This window comes from Nostoc sp., assembly GCF_035638895.1.
Taxonomy (GTDB): Bacteria; Cyanobacteriota; Cyanobacteriia; order Cyanobacteriales; family Nostocaceae; genus Nostoc.
Map to the genome: position 1 here is coordinate 1 of NZ_DASQZC010000386.1, position 24314 is coordinate 24314.

The following is a 24314-nucleotide window of genomic DNA, read 5'->3' on the forward strand; positions in this document are numbered from 1 at the left end:
TCAAAATTTGTAACTCAAAACCTGAATCACGCTATTTTCCGGCAAATCTTTAGGGCTAATGGAAATACTATCTCCATTGCTACGCCGCACTGTCATACCTTGCATCACGGTCAGAAAATTATCGAGTGGTGAAATATCGCACTTAGCAGCATCAGCGGCCTGTGTGCGGTAATGGGTTGGAATCACCACCTTGGGATTTAAGATTTGCACAGCCTGCTTTGCTTCCTCAGCATTGTAGGCTTTTGCACTGCCTCCCACCGGAATAAATGCTACATCGGGACGCCCCATGAGGATTTTTTGCTCAATGGAAATGGGTGCAGCAGCTCCACCTAAGTGTAGGATATTAATTCCGCCTTGCTTCCAACTCCAAGCGGTGTTTGAACCAAACTGTTTACCACCTTTGCGATCGTGGTCTATGGCAATTCCTTGGAACTTAATGCCTTTAAACTCATAAACTCCTGGTTCGTAGATGAGTTTTGCATTTCCTGGTAATACGTCTACAGCACCTTCATCCAGCAGTTGGCTGCTAATCAGTACTAAATCTGCTGCAACTTTCGGTTGACGATACCCAGCAGTACAACCGGCCGTCCGAAATGGATTGACAAGAATTTTTGCACCGCCACCAGTAAAAAGAAAGCAAGTATGACCCAACCACTGAACTGATAAACCGCTAGATTGTGCGTCAGCTTGAGATTCAGAACCCAAGTTAGTAACCAAAGCTGTGACCAACCCCGCCCCAGCATAGCCCATCAACTGTCGTCGTTTCATTAATTATGCTCTCGACTGTAACTGTTCCAGAAAATTTCGCAATAACTGTTTTCCTGAAGATGTCAGGACACTCTCTGGGTGAAACTGGACGCCCTGAATATGAGGATATTTCCGGTGTCGCACTCCCATAATGGTGTTATCTTCAACCCAAGCGGTGATTTCTAACACATCTGGGCAAGTCTCACGTTCTATCACCAAACTATGATACCTGGTGGCGGTTAAAGGATTTTCTAATCCCCGAAAAACCCCCACCCCAGTGTGAGACACCTGAGAGGTTTTGCCATGCATCAACTCTGGAGCAGGAATTATTTTACCACCGAACACTTGACCGATGCTTTGATGTCCTAAACAAACACCCAAAATTGGCAACTCTTGCCCTAGCTGTTCAATCAATTCTAAAGAAATACCGGCATCTTCCGGGCGACCAGGCCCAGGAGAAATAACCACGGCTTTGGGCTTTAATGCCTTAATATCATCTATGGATATCTTATCGTTACGAAAAACTTTAATATCATCTGCCACTGGGAATTCTGCTGCCAATTCTCCCAGATACTGCACTAAATTATATGTAAAACTGTCGTAATTATCGATAACTATAATCAAAGCTCATAACTCCTGGTTTTTACCACTCATCAGTTACAAAAAGCATAGACAAATATCTCATGCTATTTGTTCGCTAGGTGTAAAAATAACGCTGACGTGGACGGCTAAAAATTACCAAGTAACCCTTTATCTAGGATGCTTGGCACGTAGGCTTAGGCCATCGTAGACATCCCCTGACTTTTGAATTGCTTATAATGTGTTCTCTAGGTGATCAGACAGAGTGTGATCCTCTTATCAGCTCACTTGGCGATGCCTGGGTTGGGCTACGCCGGAGCAAATCACGTATACAAAGCCGATATAATTAACTTTACCAGAGGAGGGAGCAGGAGCGTACCAGCTACCAGCACCGCTACCAAAGCAGAAACAAGTACTGCACCAGCCGCACAATCTTTAGCAATTTTTGCCAAATCATGGTATGTCTGCTTAACGGTTAAGTCTACAAGAGACTCGATCGCTGTATTTAGTAACTCTAATGCCAAAACTAAACCACTAGTTATACCAATTACCGCTATTTCTACCGCTTGCAGATGTAGAAAAACGCTTAAACCGATCGCTAAAGCACAAACACTTACGTGGATGCGGAAATTGCGTTGAGTTTGAAAACTATAGCTGATTCCAGCCCAGGCATATTTAAAACTAACGAATAAATTAGAGGCTACTTTCCAGGAGAATTCCCGTTCGTTAGACACCAGTGTTTGTAACGAGGTAGGCGTTGGTGATGAAGAAATTTTTTGGGACATAGACTTAAAAACACAAAAACAGAGTTGCTACGTGGGAATATTCGCCGATTTTAATGGCGGAATTAACTTTGAGGCAATCTTTAAGCAATTTTCCACAGAAGTATTATAAAAGTATTACCCAAAATTAACACTATAGAAATACACGAACTACTACTATTCCATGTCAATAGGAATACCTATTGCATTCAGCAATCTCACTTGCTGTTCTAACATTCGCCCCAAACTTTCTTCATCAGGATGATCCCAGCCCAAGAGATGTAACAAACCGTGACTAGCTAACCAGGCTAGTTCAGTAGGTAAGCTATGCTCCTGCTGTTGAGCTTGACGTTGTGCTGTATCTACAGACACTATAATATCACCTAAGTATAATGGTACAGAAGCAAGCATCTCTTTGCTTTGAGGAAAATCCACCTCCAAAGCAGCAAAGGCTAAAACGTCTGTGGGCTTATTTTGTTGACGATATTGGGCATTCAGTTCTTGAATTTGCGAATCATCTGTCAAACGCAGCCCGATTTCGTAGCTTGGCGCTGGTGGAATATGAGGGTGAAGGATTTCTAACCAGTGATTAAACCAATTTTCCCAAGTTTCAGGAGTAATTCGGGGATCAGTATGATCAATTTTTACAGATGTTGTCGGGGACAACTCGTAAAAATCATCCTCTACGTATAGTTCAACGCTCAGGGGCACATAGTCTCCTAATCTGAGGTTTACGGTTTTTTGCTAGTGAGTTAGGTAAGCAAGACCAACAAGGAGAGATAAAAGCCCTACGGCAGTCAACGCAAAATGCTTTAGGGAAGTTCCACCCTTCCGCACCATGTTTCGCATGGCGAGTTTTACGTAGCTAGGTTGAGGTTCTGTTGAAGGAGTGTTGCTCATAATTATTTGTCCACAGACTCTTTTATAACTGTAACAGTTGGTCTGGGATAGAATGGCGATCGCCTGTATATTGCTAAGGAATTTATCTGAAAACACCCCAATAAGAAGGAATGCTATGCAATAGCGCCAATCTTAGAAAAATAAATAACAAGTGCTAAGTAATATTAAAATTAATTACTTAGCACTTGTTATAAATACCAAATTATGCAGAAGTATTTTCTACTAGTTTATTTTCTTGGCGCAGATAACCTTGAATGAATGGATCAAGTTCGCCATTCATTACATCGCCAATTGCCGTTGTTTCTGTATTTGTACGCAAATCTTTCACCATCTGGTAAGGGTGAAACACATAGTTACGGATTTGGTTTCCCCACGAAGCTTCCACCATATCGCCACGAATTTCGGCAATTTCTTGGGCGCGTTGCTCCTTGGCGATGACCAACAGCTTGGCTTTGAGGCGATTTAGGGCTTTTTCTTTATTTTGCAGTTGCGATCGCTCTTCTGTACAGCGCACGGCAAGACCAGTAGGAAGGTGAACAATCCGCACAGCAGTTTCTACTTTGTTGACGTTTTGCCCACCTTTACCACCAGAGCGAGTTGTGGTGATTTCCAAATCCTTATCTGGAATATCCAATTGCACAGAGTTATCAATCTGCGGCATCACTTCCACCCCTGCAAAACTGGTTTGTCGCTTACCGTTGGCATTAAAAGGTGAAATCCGCACTAAGCGATGTGTACCCATCTCCGATCGCAAGTAACCATAAGCATAGCGACCAGTAATTTCTAGGGTTGCCGATTTAATTCCGGCTTCATCACCCTCCGACTCTTCAGCTAAAGTTACCTTATAGCCGTGAGCTTCGCCCCAACGGGTGTACATCCGCATCAGCATAAATGCCCAGTCTTGAGCATCTGTGCCACCAGCACCAGCACTAATCGTCAGTACAGCACCTTCCGCATCATAGGGGCCAGAAAGTAACTGTTGTAACTCCCACTGATCGAGGTCACGATTCAGCTTGGTGATAGTAGATTCTGCTTCTTGGAGTAGTGCCTCATCAGTTTCTAACTCCAACAATTCAACAACTGCCTTAGTATCTTCTAGATTGGCGTGCCAGCGATCGTATTGCTGGAGGTGGGCTTTTAGGTCGTTGAGTTCTTGTAGGGTTTGTTGGGCCTGGGTTTGGTCATTCCAGAATTCTGGCTGTGCTGATATTTTTTCGAGGTCTTGAATTTTAGCTGTCAGTGCAGGTACGTCAAAGATAGTCCTGGGTTTTACCCAGGCGGCCAGACAACGTTTCGATTTCGCGTTTGAGTTCTAAAACTTCCATAGTGCTTGCTGAATGATAGATAGAGCGCTTTGGATTGGAAAATTGCTCTTTATTATACTTATGTTTCTTGATTTTAGCTGTAGTTGGGCAAGTTTTTTTTGCACTGCTTGTATAAGTTACAAAATTTACTTGAAATTATCAAGCGCTTCTTTACCCACTGAGGTAGTGGGATTTAGCTGTTGCAGATAGGCTTTGATAAACAAATCAATTTTACCGTCTAATACCTCTGTCGCAGCAGGTGTTTCTACAATGAAAAAACCGTGGTTGCTAAAAATTCAACCACGGTTTTTACTTTATAAAACTTTACTTGTATTAGTGCCTACAGACAATTAATCGCGGCCATTGATGGCAATTAGCAACCGCAAGATAAAGACAAACAAGTTGATGTAAGTAAGGTACATCGACAAAGCAGCAGGCAGATATTGGTCATCGCTGTAAGTGCGGGGCAAGATGTAGAAATCGACAACAGAAACCCCAACAAACAAGAATACTCCTAAACCGGAGATGGCAATTTCTAACCAATTTGGCGTGTAAACACCAAACATGGCAAAGCCGAATTGGGCTAGGCACACAACCACCAAGGCGATAACACCGAGATTAATGGTTTTCGTCAAAGCCATCCCATCTTGTTCAGAAAGATTTGAACCAATTTGACGGGCAGCAATAAAAGTAACGCCACAACCAAGGGCAGCTAAACCAATGCCTTGAATGCCAACACCTTGGGATCTCAAAGCGACAAATACCAAGCCACTGAGGGTATATCCAGACAAGAGGCTGTAGGTTGCCAACAGGGGTAGCGCAAGACCCTTGTTACCTTTTTGGGCAACATTTTGGGCAACGAAGAACAAAACTAACTCCAAAATCACCGCACCAATGAAGGTGGGAAAGAATATTCCAGGGTTAGTACGGATAACTCCCAAACCACCGTAGGTTCCTAATGCGGTTAGCACCAATCCACCACCGACGTAGGGGAGGGCGTTGGCGATTACGTTTGGGCCAACGAGGGCGTGAGATTTAGCCTCACGGATAGCTTCACGAAAATTACTGGTATTGCTCATATTGAAAAACTGTTTTTTAGGAAAACGTTGTGCTTATTCCTATTGTTACCAATCTTTGCGGTTAACAGCCAACGATTTAATATTGTTGCAAAATCTGAAAGGTAGTTTCGTTGTTAAAAATTGGAATCATCACTCTCTGAGGATTCCACTGGATCTTTAGTACTGATAGCATACTCTTTAGCCTTGATTGCAAAGGGAAAAGGCAAAGGCAGGGATATGTTGTGACCTCGCTCTAGAGCCATTAAAGTTTAGATTTTCGATTTTTATTAATGACGGTGTGGATTAAGAGATAAAATTTTCCAGTCTCTTTTGCCATGAATTCAGTGCCGATCCACGTTGCGCTCAGTATGACACGATCGCTATTAAACCAGTGATGCATTTTTCAGCATAAATAGCTAGTTTTTGTTGCAAAAGCTAAAGATTATCTGCCATTCAAGAGTTGTGGAAAAAATAAAAATAACCTGCAACAGAGAGGTTAGAAAGATCATGCGTACAAATACTGAATTGTGGAGTTAGACCCCCCATAAGTTCAGTGAAACGACGATAGCTTATTCTTCCCTGACTAAGCAAAATAATAACAGCTTAGAAGAAAATATACGCAACTCCATTTTCCCAGGAATAGGAGTTACAACAAAGGAATGTATATGGCAACAAGTGAGTCCTCTCTACGAACTGATGGTATAGAATTATTACACTTGTACCACCAGAATCCATCTATTAAACTTCGTAATAAACTTGTACAGTTACATACTGGCTTAGTGCGGAAGATGGCTCATAAATTCAGCCATCAATGTAATGAACCTTATGAAGATTTAGAACAAATCGGTTATTTTGGTTTGATTAGGGCAATTGAGCGTTTCGACCCTAGCCAAGGATATGCTTTTAGTTCCTTTGCTGTGCCATACATTCGCGGTGAGATGCTGCACTTTTTGCGCGATCGCAGTACTCTATTAAAAATTCCCCGTCGTTGGCAAGAATTATATAATGAAGGGCAAAAGATTCGCAAGGACTTGGCAATGTCTTTAGGTCGTCAGCCCAAGGATGCTGAAATTGCCAGCCACCTCCGGGTATCTGTGCATGAATGGCAAGAAACCAAATTAGCTGCTCAAAATCGGATGCCTTTGAGTTTAGATGCAACCGCAGTTAACTATGTTGATTGCCAAATAACCTTGGGTGAGGCAATTCCTTGTCCTCGTTCTCATGTTCTTCTGCAACAAGAAGAAGAACGCCAACAACTTCAAGGCGCAATCAATATGTTGGAAGAAAAGCCCCGCATGGCAGTTGAAATGGTATTTTTGAAAGAACTTTCTCGCAAAGATGCTGCTAAAAACATTGGTACTAGTCCAATGACAGTAACGCGGTATCTGCAAAAGGGAATCCAAGATTTGATTTGCTATTTGCAACCACAGGTAATGCCAACTGGATCGTAGTCATTAGTCAATGGTCAGTGATTAGTAGAAAAGCAACTGACAAATGACAAATGACTAATGACCAATCACAAATGACTAATTATCGAGATTTTAAATCAGCGATCGCACCTTTGGTCATGGCAGCAATAGCTTGATCTGTCGCTTTTGGCAAATGATAATATTTACCGCCTGCTGTTTGCGATAATTCTTTAGCAAAGCCAGTAGACACAAATTTACTTTCTGTATCAATTACTAATAGTTGCATCCCCAGAGCACGGATTCTGGCAGCAATTTCTAATAATTCTCCTTTGATATCTGGCTTTTCTCCTGGTTCTAGCTGCTCACCCAAAGAACGCGCTAAGGGAATATTACCCCGCCCATCGGTGATTGCTACAAGGACAACTTGCCCAATATCTCCACTCATCTGAGCATTTAAGCCGACACGTACAGCTTGGGTTAAACCATGCGCTAAGGGCGAACCCCCACCACAGGGCAACCTTTCCAAACGGTTACGCGCCAAAGCAATAGAACGTGTTGGAGGCAATAATACCTCTGCCTGTTCTCCCCGGAAGGGAATTAATGCTATTTGGTCACGGTTTTGATAAGCTTCTGTCAACAGTTGCATCACTGCACCTTTAGCCGATTGCATTCGATTTAATGCCATTGAGCCAGAAGCATCTACTACAAATACTACCAACGCCCCGGCTTTGCGTACCAAGCGTTTTGAGCGAATATCAGGCTGTTCGACAATAACTTTTCTATCTGGTTGTCTTTCTCTTCGTGCTTTTTGATAAGGAGCAGCTGCTCTCAGCGTGGCATCTACTGCAATGCGTCGCGCTTTCCCTTTGGGCAACATCGGCTTAATGTAGCGTCCCCTGTCATCGGAAAAGATGACGCTGCGACTACCAGATTTACCTTGCCGCTTCGCCATTTGAGTAAAATACAGCACGTTGTCATCAAGGATTACCCCTTCAGGATCAAAGATAAATTCTTCTGGGATGTCGGGCGGTTCTTGCTCCTCATTTTCTTCCTGTTCTTCTTGTTCTTCTTGTTCCTCTTCTGATTCGTCCTGGGGTTCTTCTTGATTCTGTTGCGGTGGCGGTGGCGGAGGTGGCGGTGATTGTTCGGGTGGTGGTGTCTGCACAACTGTGGCGCGTGGTACAATTACCAATTCCACAGCACGGCGCAAATCTTCAGCATTAACTGTTGTTCGTCCCTCCAAAGCCGCCGCAGCTTTGGCAACCCGTGCGGCGAATAACTCGGCGCGATGTCCCTGAACTCCGCCGCGAATGGCCTCATCTACCAAGTAGGCTATTTGTTCATGGGTGATGATGACTTCTTTCAACCATTCCCGTGCCAAGATGATTTGGGTTTTCAGGGAGTCTAAGTCTTCGTTGTACTGTTTGAGGAAGTCTTGGGGAGATTTAGAATAAGCGATCGCTTGTTCAACTGCTTCTACTCTTTGATCTAAGCCGAGTACACCGTCAGCAGAGAGTGCGATCGCAATTCTATCTAATAAATGCTCCCGTAATCCGCCTTCTTCTGGATTGTAGGTGGCAATAAATAGGGATTTGCACGGATGCTGAAAACTAATCCCTTCTCGTTCAATCTGGTTGCGTCCATCAGATAATACTGTTAGAAGCTGATTTGATATTTGGTCATCTAATAAATTAATTTCATCTACGTACAGTACACCCCGGTTAGCTGTAGCGAGTAATCCAGGCTGAAAAATGGTATCACCTTGTTTTACCGACTTTTCAACATCTACTGAACCTAATAGTCGGTCTTCTGTAATACCTAGAGGAATTTGTAAAAAAGGCGCGGGGATAATTTCGACGGGTACATCTTGAATATCTTTGTCTGCGTACTCCGCCAAAAGTTGATCATCCCATTCTTCTGGGTGATTGGGGTCGCAGTTGCTTATTGAGCCTTTGACAACTTCAATGGGCGGTAGTAGAGCGTGGATAGCACGAGCCATCACAGATTTTGCCGTACCGCGACGACCTGCGATCGCTACTCCTCCCAAACCAGGATCAACGGCTGCTAACAGCAAGGCTAATTTAATTGCTTCTTGACCGACTACAGCTGTCAAGGGAAAGGCAGTGATCGTGGGGTTGATAGTAGGCGCAGGCATTGTTTGCTTTTATAGCGAGTCTCGGCCTTTAGCATACCAATTTCTGACACATTTAGAATAAGTATTATTGCAATGAGAGAAAGGTAAGGTTATGAGTATTGCTCAGGCTAAACGCTTCACACTGGATGAGTACCACAGGCTTGGAGAATTGGGCTTTTTCCATGAAGATGACCATATTGAATTAATCAACGGGGAAATTATTGAAATGGCATCTAAAGGTAAAGCTCATCAAACTTGTTTAAGGAATTTGTGGAAGCAACTCCCAAAAGTTGTAGGAGATAGGGCAACTTTGCAATCTCAAGCCCCGATTACTTTGCCACCTAAGAGCGAACCTGAACCAGATTTTGCGATTGTTCAAAACCGAGATGATAATTATCTATCGGCTCACCCTAAACCGACTGATGTGTTATTGGTGATGGAGGTTTCAGATTCTTCTTTAGCTTATGACCAAGATGTGAAAATCCCTCTCTATGCTCAAGCAGGTATTACTGATTATTGGATATTCAATTTATTCGATAATTATTTGGAAGCTTACAGTAAACCATATCAGGACAATCAAGGCAGATATGGTTATTCAAATAAGCGAATTATCCTGTCAAATGAGATAATAACTTTTCCCTGCTTCCCTGATTTATCTCTTGATTTAGCTAAAGTGTTTCCGCCAAAGCGGAATTTTTAAACTTTGTTATAGGATTCAGTCATAAGACAAAGGAGTAAGTTTTATGGCTTATAGTGATTTTAAACTTATTGAAGTTATTGAGTCTTTTGGGTTAGTTATCCACGAATCATCTGGACTATTCGCAAATGTGCAGGAGCAAGAGTGTAGTAACTTATTATCTACTATTCTTAAGGAAAATGTTGATTTAGCAGTAGCGATAAGTTCAGAAAAAGCTCGAAGTGAAATGATAATAAGTCCAATTCTGTTAGAAATTAGACGTAAATTTAATTATGAAATCAGCTTTTTTTCGGGAGTTGATTTTACTGTTGATAGCCAGCGAGGATTAAACGGCTTTTGTGATTTTATTTTGAGTCTTTCTTCGGAGCAGTTGTTTGTACGTAGTCCGGTAATTGTCCTAGTAGAAAGTAAGAATGAGAATTTGAAGTCTGGTTTAGCCCAATGTATTGCCGAAATGGTAGCGGCTCAGTTATTTAACGATAGAGGTGGAAATCAAATCAAAGCTATATATGGTGCTGTTACTATCGGTACTATCTGGCAATTTCTCAAACTTGAAGGTAATGTAGTTTCGATTGATTTGAGTGAATATTATATTAAGGATATTAAGAGGATTTTAGGTATTTTGTATGGTGCGATCGCTCAAAGTAAACCGTAAATCATTTATTAACTAAAATATCTTTGAAAAAATACCATAGAGCATTTTTAAAGTTCATGGATATGGGTGAGCGCTTTAACGAATCTTCATGAATAAGTATATTGACAATCCAGAGTCATCCATGTAACTCTGTACATATAGACAGAACAAACAACCGCACTCTAAAACGCAGGTTTTTGGTGGCTGTCTCAGCAGCAGAATTTCTAGTTTCCTGCCGAACTTCGTGTTGTTCCTTCGGCTGAATATTCAGCCCAATGTCAGGTCAAATAATTGGCTAGACGTTCAATGGGAAGACAAGATGTTTGGATGAATATTCAGGGGAAAGGATGACGCGAAACTTGGTAGGAAGCCAGGAATTCTACGGCTGAGACTTAAACCAAACGAAAGCGACGGTAGAGAGTTTTATTGCATGGAAGTACTTTTTGAGTATAAATTCCTCGTATAAAGCCCTGCTACTGCTAGATGTGTGATTTGTTGAAGCTGTCCAGTTAACTAAAGAATACTGGATACATTACAATGACATACGCTAATCAATCTTCCAAAAAACAAACAAGCCAGCAAAAAAACTCTGTCGGTATTTTTGCCGATATTCAGAACGTCTCTTCAATTAAAGGAAAGGGTCATTTTTTGCTGGAATTTGCTCAATCCAAGGGGCGTATAGACTTCAAAAATGTCTACTATAATTCACACTACCTAAACGAAGTTTGTACCAAAAGTCAGCTAGAAAATCTTGGTATGAAGTGTGTTGATGTTCCTGAGCATTCAAATAATAGTGCAGATTATCGATTGATCGCTGACTGTGTTCAAGCAGTTGCTTTTAATCCTTCTCTAAAAACAATTATCCTATTTTCAGGAGACTGGGACTATGCTGGCTTAATTTGTATTCTAAAATCCTTGGGTAAAAAGGTGATAATTTTTGCTCAAAGAGGTAGTGTTAGTCCAAATTTAATTAAACTCGTTGGTAATGATAACTTCTACTTTGTAGATGACTTACCTCAGCTAGTTGCCTATAGCAATAAGACTCAACCGCCAAACACGGATATTGTGTCTCGAATTAATTACAATGAGGCTATAGAGTATCTAATTGAAGCTACCAAAACTGCCTTAAGCCAAGGTAAGCCTACCGTATTTGGTCGTATTGATAGATTGATGCGTCAACGTTGTGCTAACTATAAAGGATGCTCATCTATTTCAATGCCTGATGGCAATAAATTTAAGAGTTTTAGCCAGTTTATTGATGTTGCTGTCAAGGATGGGAAAGTCCGAAAGCAAAATCAGGAGTTGTTTTTAACTGAGTTAGATATACTGGCTGCCTAAAATCGATTTGAAAAACCCAGTTGAATAAAAAACTGGGTTTTAGTAACACACCGCAATTTGCGGTTTTTTCATGTCTGAAGACAATCACACTTGTAAAGTTTCCCAACAGTCAATTTACGCAACAAAACACAAGAGAAAAATGCACAAAATTCTAATATTCCATAATGAAAAACTTCTACGCCATGCGCTTACCCACCGTTCTTACGTCCATGAAAACCCAGGGGAAGGCGAACATAATGAACGCTTAGAATTCCTCGGTGATGCTTTGCTGAATTTCTTAAGTGGCGAATATCTATACAAGTGTCACCCAGAAATGGGAGAAGATGAATTAACCCGGCGGCGTTCGGCGCTGGTAGATGAGAAACAATTAGCAAAGTTCGCCGAGGAGGTAGGTTTAGACTTTAGAATGCGGTTAGGAAAAGGCGCAATTCGAGACGGAGGCTTCCAAAATCCTAATTTGCTTAGTAGCACCTTTGAAGCTGTACTTGGTGCTTACTATTTAGATAATGATTCCAATATTGAAACGGTTCGCGCAATTATAGAACCGTTATTTGATTCTGTAGATCCTAAGCATATAGTTGTGTCTCGTTCTAATGTAGACTCAAAAAATCGCTTTCAAGAATGGGTGCAACGCAACGTTACTCCAAATCCCCCCAAATATTTTACAGAACAAATAGGAGGCCCTTCTCACGCGCCAGAATTCATCGCAAAAGTATTGGTAAATGAAAAATTTTATGGCGAAGGTAAAGGACGGAATAAAAAAGATGCTGAAAAAGCTGCTGCTGAGGATGCGCTAGATAAGTTGAAAAAACAAGGATTGTTGTAATAATGTTTTTTGATTTCACGCAAAGGTGCAAAGAAGAATTTTACGTCTTGGCGCGAAATCAACTCTCTATTTGTAAGGGCAAAATTACGGTGAAGGTAGAACCAACGCCTACTTCAGAGACTAGCTTAATTTCACCTTCGAGTAGTTTTACTAAGCGGGAGACGATCGCTAATCCCAATCCTGTACTATCAGGGAGATAGGGACGATCGCTAGCACTTACGCGAAAGTAAGCTTCAAATATCTGGGCTTGGTTCTCTGGTGCAATGCCAATTCCAGTGTCAGAAACCGTGATCGCCCATTTCTCATTCTCCAACACCTGACTCATTATAATAATAGTCCCCGACTCTGTATAGCGAATTGCATTACTAATAAGATTTGTAACAATCTGTTGGCATTGGAAAGGATCTGTGATTATTTCTTTGGGAGCGCGATCGCAATCTACTACGACTTTTAAATTTTTCCCACCAGCTAAAGGTTCCAACATTTCACATACATTATTAATTAATTCACGCACATCGGTGGGTGCTAGTTGGAGTTTTATCTGCCCTGCATCATGCCGCGAAAGTTCTAATACATCATTGATTAGATGGAGTAACTGTCTACCGTTGCGTAACACGCGCTCAATATGTTCTAGATTGGTATAGTTGTCTTTTATCTCAGTGTTTCGTCGTTGTTGGCGTAAAAATAGATCAGAGTAACCAATAATCGAAGTTAGAGGATGTTTCAATTCGTGGGCTAGTTGTGAAAGATACTCTTGATTTGCGCTAATTAAACGCGTAAGTTGATCATTATGGAGTGTTAGTGATAACTGCAACTGGTGTAATTCTCGCAACCGCTCCTCAACATAACTCTTGAAACAGCGAGCGATCGCTTCGTCTATGATAGCGTCAATCAAACGCATGGAACGAATTATTTCTACAGGTGTTCCCTCCATTAAATCTGGTTGTAGAACATCAAATATTACTGTTCGCAGTAGATGATATTCTCTGGCAATTTCTGCTGGATCAAACCCTTGTTCCGCTCGAATAGCTCCATGCTGAAAACTGGCAGTAACTATTGACTGAATATCATTATCCTGAGATTTTGAAAGCACTGTCACCATTGCTCTCAAAACATCAGGGATGTGATCTTTTACTGCTGTGTAAGATAAGTCATCAGCACTTTCAATCCGTCTATCCTTGCGAACTGCTGTAACCCATTTATAGATGATGGTGTCCGTTTTTTCAGCCAGTACTTGACTAAAATCCATTATATTAAATATCAGCTAGAAGATAGATGAGTAAAGTTCCATATCCAATTAGTTTAGCGAGTGCAGGGAGGTTTTACCATATTTACTAATTTTCTTCACCTACCAAAAGGAGTACATCCTCCATGTTTTTTTGTTTGTTGATTAACTAACTGTATCTAAAATTTTTCAGTATCATCTATTTTTTATTAAAAAATATTAATCAAGCACGTAACATTCTTGATGCTTGGCTCGACTATATTATTTAGCAGTCGGTGTAAGGAGTTCACCACAACACTACTAAAATTATAAGTTTCATTTACTACAAACAATTGCGAACAAACACTTAATATAGTATTAAAATTAACAACATTTATCATAATACCAATGGCTTTTACTGAGCATTGATGTTATATTGTGCATAATTTAGTATCCATTAGAGTAAGTCAGCCTAATTCAGCGTGTCACAGTGCATAACGCTGGAGCGGAGGAACCAAATTGTGGGGCGTATCTCATAGAAAGTGAGGAGTTGAGAGTGAGGAGTTAGAAGTTACTAAATATTTAACTCATAACTCATAACTTATATAACTCATAACTTTCCTTAGAAGGGCATCTCTCAGCCCTAGCCCGTCAGCTAACTTCGTAGGCATTGAGAGGAGACTGAAGAGACGGCATTTTTATAATGTTCCGATCTCATCGGTGTCCAAGGCTGGTACTGCTCGGATTTTTTGTACCTGCACTTAAATCTGTTGAGGTCGTAAATGATATTTCAATTAAATTTAGCAGCGATCGCAGCGATCGCTGGACAAGCTGCTTGGAAGAAGACGAAACCTGTCATCTTCAGAGATGTCTTCTTTCTACCTGTGTTGGGGTTTTTAGGAATAATTGTGTTGTGGTGGATTATTGCACTTGCCAACCATGAATTGATGCCCACCCCACCAGAAGCGTTAATTGCTAATCTAGACTACATCTTAAATCCCTTCTACCAGCGAGGCCCAGGCAACTTAGGAATTGGTTGGCTATTGATCGCAAGTCTGCGCCGGGTATTAATAGGCTTTTTGTTGGGTGCGGTAGTAGCGATTCCTCTGGGGTTTCTAATTGGCATGTCTAGACCGGCAATGCTAGCGCTTAATCCGATCATTCAAATTTTTAAACCTGTATCGCCCTTAGCTTGGCTACCCATCGCCTTAGCAATTTTCAATTTAGCAGATCCGTCAGCCATTTTTGTCATCTTTATTACTTCCTTGTGGCCAACAATTATTAATACCGCTTTAGGAGTTTCTAGCGTTCCCAAAGATTATTTAGATGTGGCACGAGTGCTAGAAATGCCTCGTTGGAGACGGATTACAAAAATCATTTGGCCTGCAAGTTTGCCGTATATTTTTACAGGTTTACGAATTAGTTTAGGCATAGCTTGGCTGGTAATCGTTGCTGTAGAAATGCTTACAGGCGGTATTGGTATCGGCTTTTTTGTCTGGGATGAATGGAGTCGCTTAAACCTGAGTTCAGTCTTTTTAGCTGTGTTGATAATTGGTGTAACCGGGTTAATCCTGGATTACGCCGTGGACAAAATCCAAGAATTAGTAACCCACCGCCCTAAAACTTCCAACTAACAAAATTCGGCTGCTATCAAAACAGAAGAGACTCTGCGCCTGAAGCGTGAGTAATTAATCACCAATGGAGCTACAAGAATGGGTGATATTAACTGGACTCGACGAGATATTATTAAGGGAATAGGAGCAACAACGGCGGGAATGGCGCTGTCCTCGTGTGCGATTTCAGGAGATAGATCAGCCAAAGGATTGACCGAAGAAGCTTTAGCTGTGCAACCACTAGTAAAAAGCGGCGACCTAGAGAAAGCCGATCTTACAGTTGGTTACGTTCCTGTTAATGATTGTGCGCCATTTGCGATCGCCTGGAAAAAAGGCTTCTTCCGCAAGTATGGTTTAAACGTTACACTCAACCGCGAAGCTAGTTGGGCCACCTCCCGCGACGGTGTAATTTTTGGTCGCCTGGATGCTTCACCCGTCGTATCTGGTGCAGTTACTAACGCCAGAATTGGTGCTGAAGGCGCACGTCATGCCCCCTTGTGTGCAGCGATGACCATTCACCGCCACGGTAACGCCATGACAATGAACAAAGCCATGTGGGATTTTGGGCTGCGTCCGTGGTATGAGTATCAAGAAAAATATGGCGATGGCGCTTTAGAAGCCTTTGGGCGCGATTTCCGAGGCTACTTTGACAAGCAACCGCCAGAAAACAGAGTTTGGGCAGTAGTATTAAGTTCCTCCATTTACGAATACTTTGTCCGTTACTTATCCGCCGCCGCAGGCATTGATCCACTTAAAGAGTTTCGCGTCATCATCGTTCCGCCACCCCAAATGGTGACAAATGTGCGGATTGGTGCAATGCAAGCTTACATGGTTGCAGAACCTTGGAACACAAGGGCAATAACGGGTAACGAAAACATCGGCTTTACCTTTGCACAAGGTAAAGAAGTCTGGTTGGGACACCCAGATCGACTTTTGGGGGTGATGGAATCTTTCATCGACAAAAATCCCAAAACCTATCGTTCTCTAGTCAAGGCGATGATTGAAGCCTGTCAGTATTGCAGCAAAGCAGAAAATCGCCAAGAAGTAGCCGAACTGATAACAGACCGTTCCTTTACAGGTGCTAGACCTAAAAAGAAAGATGCCCCAATTGCGAAGTTTACAAGTCCGGGAATTCTCGGCAACTACAACTATGGCGGCTTTGACGGCAAAGACCGCACCATCAAAGCTGCTGACACCACGATTTTCTTCGATATTCCTGACAACCTTCCCAAACAGCCAGGAGAACACTCCACATTTCTATGGAGATCGAGAAGTATCTGGATGATGACACAAGCAGCACGGTGGGGACAAATAAAGGAATTCCCAAAAAATGCTGAGAAATTAGCAGAACTTGGCTGGAGAGCAGATTTATATCGGGAGATAGCATCTGAAATGGGCATCGAGTGCCCCAAGGATGATTACAAGGTCGAACCACCAGAAGTATTTATAGATAAGAAAGGCTTCGACCCCAGCGATCCGGTGGGCTATCTAAATAGTTTTGCTATCAGGGCTAATGCTCCCACTAACTTTTTCATGTCTTAAATCCCAAGTTCAAATATTGACTAATGAATAAATTAGAAAGGAGCATTTAAGGATGAGTTATACTTCATTACCTATTAATACCTACAAAGAAGTCATGCCCCGCAATGGATTTTTAGAAGTTGAAAATTTAGTCAAGTCTTATCCGACACCTGATAAAGATGATTTTGTCGTTTTAGATGGGGTTAATCTGACGATTGGTGAAGATGAATATATTTCTGTAATTGGTCACTCTGGTTGTGGTAAATCAACTCTACTAAAGATAGTAGCTGGTTTAGAAAAAGCCACTTCTGGCTCAGTCCGGCTAGATGGAAAAGAAATTCATAAGCCAGGAGCAGAACGGATGATGGTATTTCAAAACTATTCGCTGTTACCTTGGTTAACCGTGCGAGAGAATATCCGTTTAGCTGTAGATGAAGTGCTAAAAAATGCTAATCGATCTGAGAAAATTAGCATTGTAAATGAACACTTGGCAATGGTAAACTTGACGGCGGCGGCTGACAAATATCCTGATGAAATCTCTGGAGGTATGAAACAACGAGTAGGTATTGCCAGAGCTTTAGCAATTCGTCCTAAAATGTTACTAATGGATGAACCTTTTGGAGCGCTAGATGCATTAACTCGTGGCAAATTGCAGCGCCAGGTATTGGATATTTGGGAAAATAATCGTCAGGCAGTGATGATGATTACCCACGATGTAGACGAAGCAATTTATATGTCCGATCGCATCGTCTTGATGACCAATGGCCCAGCTGCTAGTATAGGGGAAATATTAGAAGTTCCTTTTGAGCATCCACGCGATCGCGCGGCTATGCGAAACTCAAAAGAATATTTTGATCTCCGCAATCACGCTCTGAATTTCCTTGATCGGTATTTTGCCCAAGACGAGTAAATTAGATTATCATTTTTTTTAGTGGGTAGCCTAATTCAAATTCATGAAAGCTGAATTTGGAACGGAGGAACCAATGTTTGGGGCTAATCTTACGAGAGACACCTTCCAGTCTTAGCCCGTCAGCTAACTCCGTAGGCAATGGAAGGAACCCCCAACAGTTTGGCTGTAATACAGTTATTATTGGGGTTTCCTTGATTGATTTAAGATTTTAAATTTTGGTTATCGTCACTCAATCTAAAATCCAAAGTCCAAAATCTCAAATTGATCGCCCTGCTTCTCATTGTTAATTCATATTATTGGGAGAAGTAAAGCTGTGCAAATTAAGCCAATGTTAGCACGTCTGCAAAGTGCCACAGGCCGAGATGACTTAATTGAACAAATGGTACTGTTGCCAGAACCAAAAAAACCTTTTTCTAAAAAACCTCAACAAGCAAAAGCAATTAATTTAATTGTTGCTTATGACGCGTCTCCTAAGAGTCATACGGCGCTAGATATTGCCTTTTGGATTGCCCATCAAACGCGTTTAGCTACTAATGCAGAAGTCACAGTTCAAGCCGTTTATGTGCTAGAAGATAATTCAAAAAGCCAGTATTCAAATGTCTTGAGCTTACCAATACAACAGCCTCCATTTGAGTGCCAAATCAATGAAATATCATCTACCACACAGGTATTAACTCAACCCCAATTGCAGACAGTGGTAACGCCCCTGCAACAAGCAGATATAATTCTCTGGCAAGCCCGAAGTCTGGCTGAAGAATGGCAAGGTTGCTTCAAATCTCATTTACGGTTTGGCTGCATTTCTACAGAACTGAACAAAGTTGTTGAATCAGAAGCTGCTGATATTCTGTTTCTTGGTTGCAATTCTGTCAATCATCCGATGATTGAGGCACTAGGTTCTAATTTCCCCTGCGCTGTTTTGGGTATTCCTAGTTGTATTGATGAATAATCACTGTTAAGAATTTCAGTAATTTTTATCTAATTGTAATGATAAAAAAGTCACCTAGTTATAGGTGACTTTTTTCGCTACGATCAACATTGACACCGGATATCGTTTAAAATTTTTTACACTATGTTATTGCAACTTGTAGCTTCAGCTTTATATATATTTGCTCGGTTTTTGCTCTAAATAAAGAAAAGCATGAATAGACAATTCATGCTTAGAAAATGAACTTTTTATAGTTCTAAATTCAGTTTTAGGGAGGAGTTAATAATTATCAGTTTCGAGTTATTAATTAATAGTTGATTTAAAACTCATCACTACTAACTCCTCACTTATCGCTAATAACTAACGATATGTAGTACGTCACGAACAACGCTATAGCCAGCTAAATCCCAAAGTAAATAGGCAAGAAAGCCAATTGCTGCCAAGCGACCATTCCAAATTTCGGTTTGGGGAGTCAAGCCAAACAAAAATGCATTGCGATCTACGCCGTTGTATTCTGCTGCAACAGGTGGTAAATCAGTAGAAGGACGAGTCTCTTTAGTTGCCATTTTTTTCTCCAATATTTAGTAATTTTTCAAATGTCTAATATTCTAGTAGCTAACTAAGTGCAATACATCACGAAGAACGCTATAGCCGGCTAAATCCCAAAGTAAATAAGCTAGAAAACCAATTGCTGCAAAGCGACCATTCCAAATTTCGGCTTGAGGTGTCCAGCCAAACAGAAATGCATTGCGATCTACACCGTTGTATTCTGTTGCAACAGGTGGTAAATCTGTAGATGGGCGAGTTCCTTGAGTTGCCATTTTTTTTCTCCGATATTTAGTAGTTCTTCAGGTGTTTAATGTTCTAGTAGCCAACTATGCGTAAAACGTCACGAAGAACGCTATAGCCTGCTAAATCCCACAATAGATAGGCTAGAAAACCAATTGCTGCAAAGCGACCATTCCAAATTTCAGCTTGAGGTGTCCAGCCAAACAGAAATTCATTGCGATCGCGACCGTTGTATTCTGTTGCTACAGGTGGTAAATCTGTAGATGGACGAGTTCCTTGAGTTGCCATTTTTTTCTCCAATATCTAGTAATTTTTCAGGTGCTTAATGTTCTAGTAGCCAACTATGCGTAGAACGTCACGAAGAACGCTATAGCCTGCTAAATCCCAAAGTAAATAAGCTAGAAAACCAATTGCTGCAAAGCGACCATTCCAAATTTCGGCTTGGGGAGTCCAGCCAAACAGAAATGCATTGCGATCTATGCCGTTGTATTCTGCCGCAACAGGTGGTAAATCTGTAGATGAACGAGTTTCTTGAGTTGCCATTTTTTTTCTCCGATGTCTAGTAACTTTTCAGGTGTTTAATCTTTTAATACCCAACTATGCGTAAAACATCACGAACAACGCTATAGCCTGCTAAATCCCACAATAGATAAGCTAGAAAGCCAATCGCTGCAAAGCGACCATTCCAAATTTCGGCTTGGGGAGTCCAGCCAAACAGAAATGCATTGCGATCTATGCCGTTGTATTCTGCTGCAACAGGTGGTAAATCAGTAGATGGACGAGTTTCTTGAGTTGCCATTTTTTTTCTCCGATATCTAGTAACTTTTCAGGTGTTTTATCTTTTAATACCCAACTAAGCGCAAAACGTCACGAACAACGCTATAGCCAGCTAAATCCCAAATTAAATAGGCAAAAAAGAGGCAAAAAAGCCAATCATTGCAAAATGACCGTTCCAAATTTCGGCTTGAGGAGTCCAGCCAAACAAAATTTAATTGCGATATTTGCCATTCCATTCTGTTGTAAATAGTGGCAAATCTCTGGAATAACGAGTTGCCATTATTTTTTTATCCTCAACGATTCATTTGTTAACTTTAGTGTAGCTGTTTATAACTAGACTTATTTCTGTCTCTGGGTACAAACCGCAGACACTTCTTCTGGACGATTATCAGAAACGTATTTTTTTAGACAAATCCACCTTGAGAGGGTGACTAAAAACAAATATGTAACAAAATGTAAAGATGTTATAAAAAACCATAATTCCAAAAGAATCAATTGCTACAAATAAGCAATTCAAAAGTAAAAATTAGCTATACATAATTAAGATGAGGTGGTAATTTGATTAAGATTCTTACCGAAGGATAATAAAAGTTATATCTTTCGCTGGATACACTTTTCAATCTTTAGAGAGATGCTTTAAATAGCCAAATTCTACGATTCTGAGCTAATGAGTTAGGTATTGCCATAGGTACAAACATACATAAATACTAAGAGTTGCTTCTCAAGAAAATCTTAATTCCCCAAATTTAAACCTTAGAAGAAGGAAATACAATGTTCCAAAGTACGGAAATCATGCTGGGACTCTACAAACCACTATTGTGGGTAGCACAGACTCCATCATTAGATACCTCAAACGTCACGCCAGCACAGGCATCGGCTCTCATTTCTGGGCCGCGCTTTTTTGTGGCTTTAATCTCAGGCGTGATTTTAGCCTTTGCTTTCCAATTAGTTCTAACTAATCTTTCCCTTGCAGGCGGTATTTCCTACCTGGGGCATTCATCTAACTCAGACTCAGATTCAGATAGTGGGGAAGCGGAAAGTTTGGGCGGTAACATTCGCAAAATTGGCACCGCAGTGGGGCTTTGGACATTAGGCACTGTGACGGTCGCCTTATTTTTTGCCTGTTATCTCGCGGTAAAATTGAGCCAGGAAATCTTTAGCCCAGGATTGGGAGCGATTCTCGGTTTGGTAATTTGGGGTGCTTACTTTTTGCTCCTCGTCTGGGTAAGTTCCACCACCGTAGGTTCCTTAATTGGTTCAGTTGTCAATACGGCAACTTCCGGTTTTCAGGCAATTATGGGCACAGCCACCGCCGCACTGGGCGCAAAGGCTGTCAATAACCAAGTTGTAGCAACAGCTGAAGCCGCCGCCGCCGCCGTCCGCCGGGAACTAGGAAGCGCCATCGACCCTGGAAGTATCCGCGAGAATATAGAGGATTACTTAGAAAAGATCCGTCCTCCAGAGCTAGATTTGTCAAAGATTCGGAGTGACTTTGAAAATTTACTCAACGATCCGCAATTAAAAGCGATCGCAGGGACTTCAGATATTCGCAACATCGACCGTCAGAAGTTTATCGAGTTAGTCAGCAGCCGCACCGACCTTTCCAAAAAAGATGTTAGCCGGATTGCTGATACGTTGTATAAAGTTTGGCAGCAAGTCGTGAGTCAGCAATCACCCACCGAAGACCGTCTGGGTGAGTTGATGGATTATCTGAAATCACTTCCAGCAGGACAAAACAAAACAGATGAACTCAACGCTAAACTGGATCGGTTATTAGCAGAACAGGGTGGTTCCAAAGAGGGTGACCAAAACCAAAAGCCAGCCTCTGGCCCAATGCAAAGCACAATCCAGCAAGCACTATCCGCTTTAACCGCCACTGTGATGGGACGGGCAGATTTGCCTGATTTGGATGTGGAAAAAATCTTGCGTAGTCTCACCACCGCCAAAGATAAAGTCACCCAACAAGCAGATAAGCTAGGCTTGCCAACACCATCACAACCCTATAGCCCAATTCGGGCTGATGTTGAAAACTACCTGCACAACACTTATGCTTGGCAACTGAGCCAAGAAAAAATTGCCCAAGAATTTCGTGATGTCCTCTATGACCCAGCAGCTGACCCTGGAATAGTCCGCAGGGAACTAGAACGACTATCCCGCAACGATTTCGTCAATATCTTGCAACAACGTGGACTGCTTACCCAAGCCCAAATTCAGCGCATTGCAGATCAGTTAGATACTGTCCGCAAAGATGTACTAGTGATCGTTACAGGTATTGAAGAAAGAGAGATAGTCCAAGACTTGCAACGGGCAGTGGAAAGTTATCTGCTGGTTACTCCGAAAGCCGATTTGACAGCAGAAGGTATTGAGCAAACTTTCAAACCACTGTTGCAAGACTCAGATGCAGATTATGAAACTCTGACATTGCGACTAGCCCACCTTGATCGTCAGGAAATACGGGCGGTATTGCTGCAACGTAATGATGTCCAACTATATGAAGTGGACAGCATTCTTGATGAGTTAGAAAAACAACGCGATCGCGTCCTGGTAGAATCCAAAGGGCTAGCAGAACAGGCGCAATATCAAGCAGAAACCCTGTGGCTGAATGTAGAATCATATCTGCGTAATACAGGAAAATCGGAACTGAATCCTGATGCCATCCGCGCGGAGTTTAAAAAGCTACTAGAAGATCCCCAAGCTGGAATTAGCTCAATTCGGGCGCGGTTGTCTCGCTTTGACCGCGATACCTTGGTACAACTGTTGAGTCAACGGCAAGATTTGAGTGAAGATCAAGTTAATCAAACCATCAATGCTGCTGAGGAGTCGTGGCATAGTATTCGCCACACACCCCAAGCTGTAGTGGATAAAGCTAAAGAGCAATACGACTCTGTTACTACCACGATCGCAGATTATCTGCGGAATACTGGTAAACAAGAATTGAACCCAGAAGGTATTGGGCGAGATTTGACCAGATTGTTTGAAAATCCCAAAGAGGGAGCCGTAGCACTGCGCCGTCGGTTGTCGCAGGTAGACCGGGATACACTGGTGAAGTTACTCAGTCAACGTAAAGACTTGAGTGAAGAACAAGTTAATGAAATCATTGATTCCACGCAAACTTCGATTCGCAACTTTGTGCGTGCGCCTCGTCGTTTAGCTACCCGCACACAGCAAAGAGCGGAAACATTCAAAGCTTATGTAGAAGAGTATTTGCGTCAAACAGGCAAGGAAGAACTTAATCCTGAAGGTATTAAACGCGACTTGCAACTACTCCTGCACGATCCGCGAGCTGGGGTAGAAACTTTTAGCGATCGCCTTTCCCATTTTGACCGTTCTACCATCATCGCCCTGCTGAAAATTCGGGAAGATATTTCTGATGAAGAAGCGGCGCGGATTGCTGATAACATGGTGTCCGTAAGGGATCAATTTGTAGAACAAGTGCGGAATATCCAACGAGGCATTCAAGATGCAATTGATGGGGTTTTTGCCCGCATTCGTAACTATCTAAACTCCTTGGATCGTCCGGAACTTAACTACGATAATATCAAGCACGATGTCCGCACATTTTTTGACGATCCCCAAGCAGGATTTGATGCTTTGCGCGATCGCCTGTCCGCTTTTGACCGTGATACCCTGGTGGCAATCATGAGTTCTCGTGAAGACATCTCTGAGGAAGATGCCAACCGGATCATTGACCAAATTGAACGGGCCCGCAACACAGTATTGCAACGTGCAGAACGCATACAGCATGAAGCCCAACGCCGCCTAGAACAGGTGAAGCATCAAGCACAACGGCAAGCGGAGGAAACCCGCAAAGCCGCAGCTTCAGCAGCTTGGTGGCTGTTTGCCACAGCAACCGTCTCCGCAGTTTTCTCTGCATTAGGAGGAGTGATTGCTGTAGCTACCCAATAAATTGATAAGTTTTCTCCGCTAATTTTAAGCCTCCCGCGATGGGAGGCTTTTTTTTGTTTTGCAGACTTACACGCCATTTTCCTTAAACCATGCCAAAAGCCGTTTCCAACCGTCCTTAGCATCTTTCTCGCGGTAGGAGGGGCGATAATCGGCAAAAAAAGCGTGGGGTGCATCGGGGTAGACGATGATTTTAGATTTGCTGCTGCTTTCCTTTAAGCGATCGCGCATCTGCTCTACTGTATCAACGGGAATACCTGTATCCTTCCCACCATAGAGTCCGAG

Annotated in this window: 25 protein-coding genes, 1 pseudogene and 2 riboswitches; of the genes and pseudogenes, 10 read left to right on the forward strand and 16 right to left on the reverse strand. The window is 42.0% G+C overall.

Features of this window, described 5'->3' with window-relative positions:
- The 7 genes from VE944_RS19050 to VE944_RS19080 all read right to left on the reverse strand — a co-directional run bounded on the left by VE944_RS19050 (position 1) and on the right by VE944_RS19080 (position 5370).
- Entirely contained in the window at positions 1-768 is a 768-nt protein-coding gene (locus tag VE944_RS19050; protein WP_324980254.1) for an MBL fold metallo-hydrolase, read from the reverse strand.
- Between the two features lie 3 nt (positions 769-771).
- A complete protein-coding gene (locus VE944_RS19055) occupies positions 772-1371 on the reverse strand; it encodes an anthranilate synthase component II (RefSeq protein ID WP_324980257.1) in 600 nt (199 codons plus the stop codon).
- Between the two features lie 278 nt (positions 1372-1649).
- Positions 1650-2111 carry a diacylglycerol kinase family protein gene (locus tag VE944_RS19060; RefSeq protein WP_324980260.1) on the reverse strand — a complete coding sequence of 154 codons (462 nt, stop codon included), beginning with the start codon at positions 2109-2111 and terminating at the stop codon, positions 1650-1652.
- Between the two features lie 153 nt (positions 2112-2264).
- A complete protein-coding gene (gene ybeY, locus VE944_RS19065) occupies positions 2265-2792 on the reverse strand; it encodes an rRNA maturation RNase YbeY (RefSeq protein ID WP_324980320.1) in 528 nt (175 codons plus the stop codon).
- A gap of 39 nt (positions 2793-2831) precedes the next feature.
- Positions 2832-2987 (reverse strand): DUF3285 domain-containing protein, encoded by a 156-nt coding sequence (locus tag VE944_RS19070; protein WP_100899181.1) that lies wholly within the window; start codon positions 2985-2987, stop codon positions 2832-2834.
- Between the two features lie 202 nt (positions 2988-3189).
- A protein-coding gene (gene prfB / locus VE944_RS19075) for a peptide chain release factor 2 (RefSeq protein WP_324980266.1) occupies positions 3190-4312 on the reverse strand; the annotation gives its coding sequence in 2 pieces (ribosomal slippage) (positions 3190-4239 and positions 4241-4312; 1122 coding nt in all).
- 329 nt (positions 4313-4641) lie between these two features.
- The gene (locus VE944_RS19080) at positions 4642-5370 is read right to left on the reverse strand and encodes a Bax inhibitor-1/YccA family protein (protein ID WP_324980269.1); all 729 of its coding nucleotides are present in this window, start codon (positions 5368-5370) and stop codon (positions 4642-4644) included.
- Positions 5371-6014: 644 nt separating this feature from the next.
- Between VE944_RS19080 and VE944_RS19085 the strand changes: the two genes are divergently transcribed.
- Positions 6015-6800, forward strand: coding sequence for an RNA polymerase sigma factor SigF (locus tag VE944_RS19085; RefSeq protein ID WP_324980272.1), 786 nt, complete (start codon positions 6015-6017; stop codon positions 6798-6800).
- A 79-nt stretch (positions 6801-6879) separates the two neighbouring features.
- Here the strand turns inward: VE944_RS19085 and bchD are convergent, their stop codons facing one another.
- Positions 6880-8913, reverse strand: a complete 2034-nt coding sequence (bchD, locus tag VE944_RS19090; protein WP_324980275.1) for a magnesium chelatase ATPase subunit D — start codon at positions 8911-8913, stop codon at positions 6880-6882.
- 91 nt (positions 8914-9004) lie between these two features.
- Between bchD and VE944_RS19095 the strand changes: the two genes are divergently transcribed.
- From VE944_RS19095 to rnc, 4 genes are all read left to right on the forward strand, one after another.
- Positions 9005-9592: a Uma2 family endonuclease gene (locus VE944_RS19095; RefSeq protein WP_324980278.1), complete on the forward strand. Its 588-nt coding sequence runs from the start codon at positions 9005-9007 to the stop codon at positions 9590-9592.
- Between the two features lie 43 nt (positions 9593-9635).
- On the forward strand, positions 9636-10244 hold the full coding sequence (locus VE944_RS19100; protein ID WP_324980281.1) for a hypothetical protein: 609 nt from the start codon (positions 9636-9638) through the stop codon (positions 10242-10244).
- Positions 10245-10760: 516 nt separating this feature from the next.
- Positions 10761-11561 (forward strand): NYN domain-containing protein, encoded by an 801-nt coding sequence (locus VE944_RS19105; protein ID WP_324980284.1) that lies wholly within the window; start codon positions 10761-10763, stop codon positions 11559-11561.
- A 139-nt stretch (positions 11562-11700) separates the two neighbouring features.
- Positions 11701-12387 carry a ribonuclease III gene (rnc, locus tag VE944_RS19110; protein ID WP_229553311.1) on the forward strand — a complete coding sequence of 229 codons (687 nt, stop codon included), beginning with the start codon at positions 11701-11703 and terminating at the stop codon, positions 12385-12387.
- 58 nt (positions 12388-12445) lie between these two features.
- On the opposite strand, the gene VE944_RS19115 is transcribed toward rnc, so the two are convergent.
- The gene (locus VE944_RS19115; protein ID WP_324980289.1) at positions 12446-13636 is read right to left on the reverse strand and encodes a sensor histidine kinase; all 1191 of its coding nucleotides are present in this window, start codon (positions 13634-13636) and stop codon (positions 12446-12448) included.
- A gap of 414 nt (positions 13637-14050) precedes the next feature.
- Positions 14051-14276: riboswitch (cyclic di-AMP (ydaO/yuaA leader) on the forward strand.
- A 97-nt stretch (positions 14277-14373) separates the two neighbouring features.
- Between VE944_RS19115 and ntrB the strand changes: the two genes are divergently transcribed.
- The 4 genes from ntrB to VE944_RS19135 all read left to right on the forward strand — a co-directional run bounded on the left by ntrB (position 14374) and on the right by VE944_RS19135 (position 18581).
- On the forward strand, positions 14374-15225 hold the full coding sequence (gene ntrB / locus VE944_RS19120) for a nitrate ABC transporter permease (RefSeq protein ID WP_324980292.1): 852 nt from the start codon (positions 14374-14376) through the stop codon (positions 15223-15225).
- A gap of 78 nt (positions 15226-15303) precedes the next feature.
- Positions 15304-16746 (forward strand): ABC transporter substrate-binding protein, encoded by a 1443-nt coding sequence (locus VE944_RS19125; RefSeq protein WP_324980295.1) that lies wholly within the window; start codon positions 15304-15306, stop codon positions 16744-16746.
- Between the two features lie 52 nt (positions 16747-16798).
- Positions 16799-17635: an ABC transporter ATP-binding protein gene (locus VE944_RS19130; protein ID WP_324980298.1), complete on the forward strand. Its 837-nt coding sequence runs from the start codon at positions 16799-16801 to the stop codon at positions 17633-17635.
- A gap of 38 nt (positions 17636-17673) precedes the next feature.
- A riboswitch (cyclic di-AMP (ydaO/yuaA leader) is annotated at positions 17674-17788 on the forward strand.
- A 175-nt stretch (positions 17789-17963) separates the two neighbouring features.
- Positions 17964-18581: a universal stress protein gene (locus VE944_RS19135; RefSeq protein WP_324980325.1), complete on the forward strand. Its 618-nt coding sequence runs from the start codon at positions 17964-17966 to the stop codon at positions 18579-18581.
- A 332-nt stretch (positions 18582-18913) separates the two neighbouring features.
- Here VE944_RS19135 and VE944_RS19140 read toward each other — a convergent pair whose 3' ends face one another.
- The 6 genes and pseudogenes from VE944_RS19140 to VE944_RS19165 form a co-directional block, all read right to left on the reverse strand.
- On the reverse strand, positions 18914-19126 hold the full coding sequence (locus VE944_RS19140; RefSeq protein WP_324980301.1) for a high light inducible protein: 213 nt from the start codon (positions 19124-19126) through the stop codon (positions 18914-18916).
- 42 nt (positions 19127-19168) lie between these two features.
- Positions 19169-19381, reverse strand: a complete 213-nt coding sequence (locus VE944_RS19145; protein WP_324980304.1) for a high light inducible protein — start codon at positions 19379-19381, stop codon at positions 19169-19171.
- 43 nt (positions 19382-19424) lie between these two features.
- Positions 19425-19637: a high light inducible protein gene (locus tag VE944_RS19150; protein WP_324980307.1), complete on the reverse strand. Its 213-nt coding sequence runs from the start codon at positions 19635-19637 to the stop codon at positions 19425-19427.
- Positions 19638-19679: 42 nt separating this feature from the next.
- Complete coding sequence (locus VE944_RS19155; RefSeq protein WP_324980309.1) at positions 19680-19892, reverse strand: high light inducible protein; 213 nt, start codon at positions 19890-19892, stop codon at positions 19680-19682.
- A 43-nt stretch (positions 19893-19935) separates the two neighbouring features.
- On the reverse strand, positions 19936-20148 hold the full coding sequence (locus VE944_RS19160) for a high light inducible protein (protein WP_324980311.1): 213 nt from the start codon (positions 20146-20148) through the stop codon (positions 19936-19938).
- 43 nt (positions 20149-20191) lie between these two features.
- A pseudogene (locus VE944_RS19165) lies at positions 20192-20406 on the reverse strand (high light inducible protein).
- Positions 20407-20897: 491 nt separating this feature from the next.
- Here VE944_RS19165 and VE944_RS19170 point away from each other — a divergent pair.
- The gene (locus VE944_RS19170; RefSeq protein ID WP_324980314.1) at positions 20898-24032 is read left to right on the forward strand and encodes an MFS transporter; all 3135 of its coding nucleotides are present in this window, start codon (positions 20898-20900) and stop codon (positions 24030-24032) included.
- A 66-nt stretch (positions 24033-24098) separates the two neighbouring features.
- Here the strand turns inward: VE944_RS19170 and VE944_RS19175 are convergent.
- Positions 24099-24314, reverse strand: a 216-nt coding sequence (locus VE944_RS19175) for a dienelactone hydrolase family protein (protein ID WP_324980317.1), incomplete at its 5' end; no start/stop codon positions are given.

Coding starts and splice junctions, on each gene's coding strand:
- VE944_RS19050 (WP_324980254.1), bottom strand. CDS start 768: ATGAAACGACGACAGTTGATGGGCTATGCTGGGGCGGGGTTGGTCACA.
- VE944_RS19060 (WP_324980260.1), bottom strand. CDS start 2,111: ATGTCCCAAAAAATTTCTTCATCACCAACGCCTACCTCGTTACAAACA.
- VE944_RS19070 (WP_100899181.1), bottom strand. CDS start 2,987: ATGAGCAACACTCCTTCAACAGAACCTCAACCTAGCTACGTAAAACTC.
- VE944_RS19080 (WP_324980269.1), bottom strand. CDS start 5,370: ATGAGCAATACCAGTAATTTTCGTGAAGCTATCCGTGAGGCTAAATCT.
- VE944_RS19085 (WP_324980272.1), top strand. CDS start 6,015: ATGGCAACAAGTGAGTCCTCTCTACGAACTGATGGTATAGAATTATTA.
- bchD (WP_324980275.1), bottom strand. CDS start 8,913: ATGCCTGCGCCTACTATCAACCCCACGATCACTGCCTTTCCCTTGACA.
- VE944_RS19095 (WP_324980278.1), top strand. CDS start 9,005: ATGAGTATTGCTCAGGCTAAACGCTTCACACTGGATGAGTACCACAGG.
- VE944_RS19100 (WP_324980281.1), top strand. CDS start 9,636: ATGGCTTATAGTGATTTTAAACTTATTGAAGTTATTGAGTCTTTTGGG.
- VE944_RS19105 (WP_324980284.1), top strand. CDS start 10,761: ATGACATACGCTAATCAATCTTCCAAAAAACAAACAAGCCAGCAAAAA.
- rnc (WP_229553311.1), top strand. CDS start 11,701: ATGCACAAAATTCTAATATTCCATAATGAAAAACTTCTACGCCATGCG.
- VE944_RS19115 (WP_324980289.1), bottom strand. CDS start 13,636: ATGGATTTTAGTCAAGTACTGGCTGAAAAAACGGACACCATCATCTAT.
- ntrB (WP_324980292.1), top strand. CDS start 14,374: ATGATATTTCAATTAAATTTAGCAGCGATCGCAGCGATCGCTGGACAA.
- VE944_RS19125 (WP_324980295.1), top strand. CDS start 15,304: ATGGGTGATATTAACTGGACTCGACGAGATATTATTAAGGGAATAGGA.
- VE944_RS19130 (WP_324980298.1), top strand. CDS start 16,799: ATGAGTTATACTTCATTACCTATTAATACCTACAAAGAAGTCATGCCC.
- VE944_RS19135 (WP_324980325.1), top strand. CDS start 17,964: ATGTTAGCACGTCTGCAAAGTGCCACAGGCCGAGATGACTTAATTGAA.
- VE944_RS19140 (WP_324980301.1), bottom strand. CDS start 19,126: ATGGCAACTAAAGAGACTCGTCCTTCTACTGATTTACCACCTGTTGCA.
- VE944_RS19145 (WP_324980304.1), bottom strand. CDS start 19,381: ATGGCAACTCAAGGAACTCGCCCATCTACAGATTTACCACCTGTTGCA.
- VE944_RS19150 (WP_324980307.1), bottom strand. CDS start 19,637: ATGGCAACTCAAGGAACTCGTCCATCTACAGATTTACCACCTGTAGCA.
- VE944_RS19155 (WP_324980309.1), bottom strand. CDS start 19,892: ATGGCAACTCAAGAAACTCGTTCATCTACAGATTTACCACCTGTTGCG.
- VE944_RS19160 (WP_324980311.1), bottom strand. CDS start 20,148: ATGGCAACTCAAGAAACTCGTCCATCTACTGATTTACCACCTGTTGCA.
- VE944_RS19170 (WP_324980314.1), top strand. CDS start 20,898: ATGTTCCAAAGTACGGAAATCATGCTGGGACTCTACAAACCACTATTG.